General features: G+C 36.4%; 5 protein-coding genes. 1 reads left to right on the top strand and 4 read right to left on the bottom strand.

The window, feature by feature from the left end:
- Positions 1–74: 74 nt before the first annotated feature.
- Together MRT15_RS10090 and MRT15_RS10095 are read right to left on the bottom strand one after the other, a co-directional pair.
- Entirely contained in the window at positions 75–368 is a 294-nt protein-coding gene (locus tag MRT15_RS10090) for a hypothetical protein (RefSeq protein WP_304329969.1), read from the bottom strand.
- Between the two features lie 242 nt (positions 369–610).
- Entirely contained in the window at positions 611–850 is a 240-nt protein-coding gene (locus tag MRT15_RS10095) for an AbrB/MazE/SpoVT family DNA-binding domain-containing protein (protein WP_304329970.1), read from the bottom strand.
- Between the two features lie 338 nt (positions 851–1,188).
- On the opposite strand from MRT15_RS10095, the gene MRT15_RS10100 reads away from it, so the two are divergent.
- The gene (locus MRT15_RS10100; RefSeq protein ID WP_304329971.1) at positions 1,189–2,433 is read left to right on the top strand and encodes a hypothetical protein; all 1,245 of its coding nucleotides are present in this window, start codon (positions 1,189–1,191) and stop codon (positions 2,431–2,433) included.
- A gap of 9 nt (positions 2,434–2,442) precedes the next feature.
- Here MRT15_RS10100 and MRT15_RS10105 read toward each other — a convergent pair whose 3' ends face one another.
- Positions 2,443–2,664: a hypothetical protein gene (locus MRT15_RS10105; protein WP_304329972.1), complete on the bottom strand. Its 222-nt coding sequence runs from the start codon at positions 2,662–2,664 to the stop codon at positions 2,443–2,445.
- 202 nt (positions 2,665–2,866) lie between these two features.
- On the bottom strand, positions 2,867–3,106 hold the full coding sequence (locus MRT15_RS10110; protein ID WP_304329973.1) for a hypothetical protein: 240 nt from the start codon (positions 3,104–3,106) through the stop codon (positions 2,867–2,869).
- Positions 3,107–3,202: the final 96 nt, after the last annotated feature.

Genomic DNA, 3,202 nt, shown 5'->3' on the forward strand with positions numbered 1-3,202 from the left:
AAACTACTTAAGAAATTCGCAAATCAACCAAAAATACTTGTGGTAAACACAAAAACAAGAGCAATTCTTCCACATCAAATTATCTCAAATTCTATTGGGGCTTTCCTAGGCTTCGGCTCATATGAAGTGAAAATGATATCCCAAGCATCTATTTCCGACCTTTCAATTATTAAATCTAAATCTTCCCTCAAGTTTTCCGCCACTTCAAATCTACATTCACCAGGCACCTCAACACCCTGAAATACCACATCAAGATTGCAGAATCCAATTATTCTCAGCTTACCCTCCTTATCAGCAGTCCTCAATTCATAGGGTTTCCTTAGAGAGGTGAAAGCTTCAAGATAATCTGCAACTCTCCTTGAAATCACTTCCTATTAGCACCAGTATCCACAAGATACCTAAGCTTAACAGTTCTCTCTCCACATTTAAGCTTAACATCGGCGAAGGCCTGTTTAATCTTCATATCCTCCCTCCAATAATATTTGATAATAAAATCCCATTTTAATTCAGCCCTCCTTAAATACATAATCAAATGACAACATATAATAGAATAACAACTTACGATTACACCATTTTCATTTGCATAAACGATGGGGAATAAGCTTAAATACTATCTTTTAACCTCCTTCATTAAAAGCTCATCAGCCTTTTCCTCCACAGAATCATAGGTAAGTGAGGGGTCATCATACTTTCCCCGCAAAGCTTTAACGGATTTCTTCATGACCCTAACGATAACCTTATCCCCCTCCACATCCCACATAAGAATATCACCTACTTCTAAACCCAAAGCCTTCCTCACCTTTGCTGGGATACTAACCAAGAATTTCCTACTTACTCTGCTAAACTCCACATAAACCCCCAAGTTTTAACTAGAAAACTTAACATAAAAACTTTCCAAGTATTATAGTATAGCTAAGTGATCTGCTTAAAATGATGATTAATTTGATATTATCTTGAAGAGTGGATAACATAATATTCGCTTTTACAGCTGCTAGAACCCTAAAAGGGACCTAGAGCCAATAGAAGTTGCGGCGGCGAAGATCATGAAGTTAACTGTAGATTTCGTTGCTATTTAATAGGTTATTTCGTTTGACTTTCATTATTGTTAACAGGTATGTTGAGATGTCGTTTCACGTGAAACACGTATAATAAAGCATAAATTTTCTCATTAAAGAAATATGTGGGGAAATGGGGGTAAATGTCTTTAATCGTGAACGTATTAGAGAATTGTATGAAGAGAAGGAAGAAATCCCTTTGAGTAAAATTCCACTTGTAAGTTCTCTGGAGCATACGATGGGGGCTCTTATTGATGAGTATATAAATGATAAAGTCTCATCTACGGTTCTCGATCAAATAATTGAAAATAAAATAGTTCTAGAAATTCATGGAATATATGATGGACACATCGACATCGTCAGGGAAATGCTGGGATGGAACAGAATAGAGGATGTAGGTCCAATAAAACAAGAGATGGAAAAACCATTAGGTTTTAAATCACGATACCCCCATTTTTATAAAGTGCGGAAAAATTCAGAGGAATTTTTCGTATTATCTGTTTTTCCAGGAAAGGAGTATGTTATACACATCGCAAGTTTGATAAAGAATTATGTGGAGAGGAAGAAGAGTGGTATTTCTGATAAAATTCTTAGAGTTTTCCGTTATCCTATAACGGAAGAGAAGGTTTATTTGTGGAGTGGGATTCGGAAGTGTAAAGTTGTAAAGAGGAATGATGTTATTGTTATTGGCTACTATATAATCCCCTTCCTTCGTAAATATGGAGTAGAGGTTATCCGCATAGTTCCTGATCAATTGTTTAGCTGGATTATTCTGGGAAATAAATTGGGACATAGAATTCTATTTTTCGGTTTCAATTATAGTTATTGGGGGAGTATAATAGGCAGAGTATGTGAAGGTTTCTTTAAAGATGGAGCTAACATTATAATCCATATAGCTAATTTAGGAAGCTGTAGAGAGCCAGAAGATCTTAGTGGAAGTGAAGCGTCGGTGTTTATTCCAATGTTTTTCACAAAAATAGAGGGAGATTCTGTGATTTTTGCTAAAAATTCGTGGAATCCACTTCTTGAGATATACAAAAACTATAATTCAGGAATACATACATGTGTAAACAGCATATTGGAGGAAGTTTATAAACCGTTTAGAAGGATTGTTACTCGTATGGGTATCACAGGTGTTGATTGCGAAGCATTTCACATAGTTCGCGCTGTGGAAAGGTGTGGGAGGAAAAATGTAGGGTTTAGCGGAATATATTACGCCTCAGACTACGTTCGAAAGGAAAAGGAGAGAGAAATCATCCTTCCATACAACCTAATAGACAAGGAACGACAACGCATAATACGTGAGAAGATACTTCCAACACTTGCCGAACTAGTGGCGCAATATCTTCAGAATCTAACAACAACGCCCAAAGCATGAGCTTCATATCTACTTCTTCTTAATTCCACGAGCATGTAACCCATATAGATCTTCTTCCAATTCAAGTTCGGCTTGCTTCTCTGAAACCTTCAAAAACTCCTCCTTCGGAATATACAATATCCTCTTAGGGTTATTAAGAACAACTTCTATCATTTCGCTTTTAGCATCCTCATTGACATCCGTTTTACCATACTTTTCTATGAATCTATAAATGGGATTCCTATTCTCCATATATTCCCATTATAGGTATGCGCATCATCATTATAAATTTTATGATTAAAGGTATCATCAAACTTTGCCACCAACTTCAATTAGCCCCTTGAAAGAGGATTTACTTTAAGCCTATGCTAAGGTTAGAGTTCTTCTCCATATCTAGTTGTGGAAAGGGGAATTTTGTTTAACCGATTTAAACTCACTTAGGTAGGTTTCCATTTCAGCTAATCCAGGCTTCTCTGGAATTAGGGACACCATTGAACATGTATTCATATCCAACCTTTATCAAGCTTAGATAATTTGCAGATCCCTCTTCATTTAGAGTCCAATTGTACCCTCTAATTATTGCTATCGGAACTTTTTCCATTGTTTGACCTATGGCGAGTTCAGTTACAGCTGCAAATTCATCTCCTATAGCTTGCATTTTAACTTTCAAGTGGCATCCATATGCATCCTTCATTCCCCTCTAATCGACTATTGGTTTTAAACTTGATACTCCTATAGCCATGTTCACTTGTTACATGTCTATGTAAAGTGTGATGGGTTATTGTTCGAA

Source organism: Candidatus Culexarchaeum yellowstonense (assembly GCF_024707025.1).
In the GTDB taxonomy this organism is placed as follows: domain Archaea; phylum Thermoproteota; class Methanomethylicia; order Culexarchaeales; family Culexarchaeaceae; genus Culexarchaeum.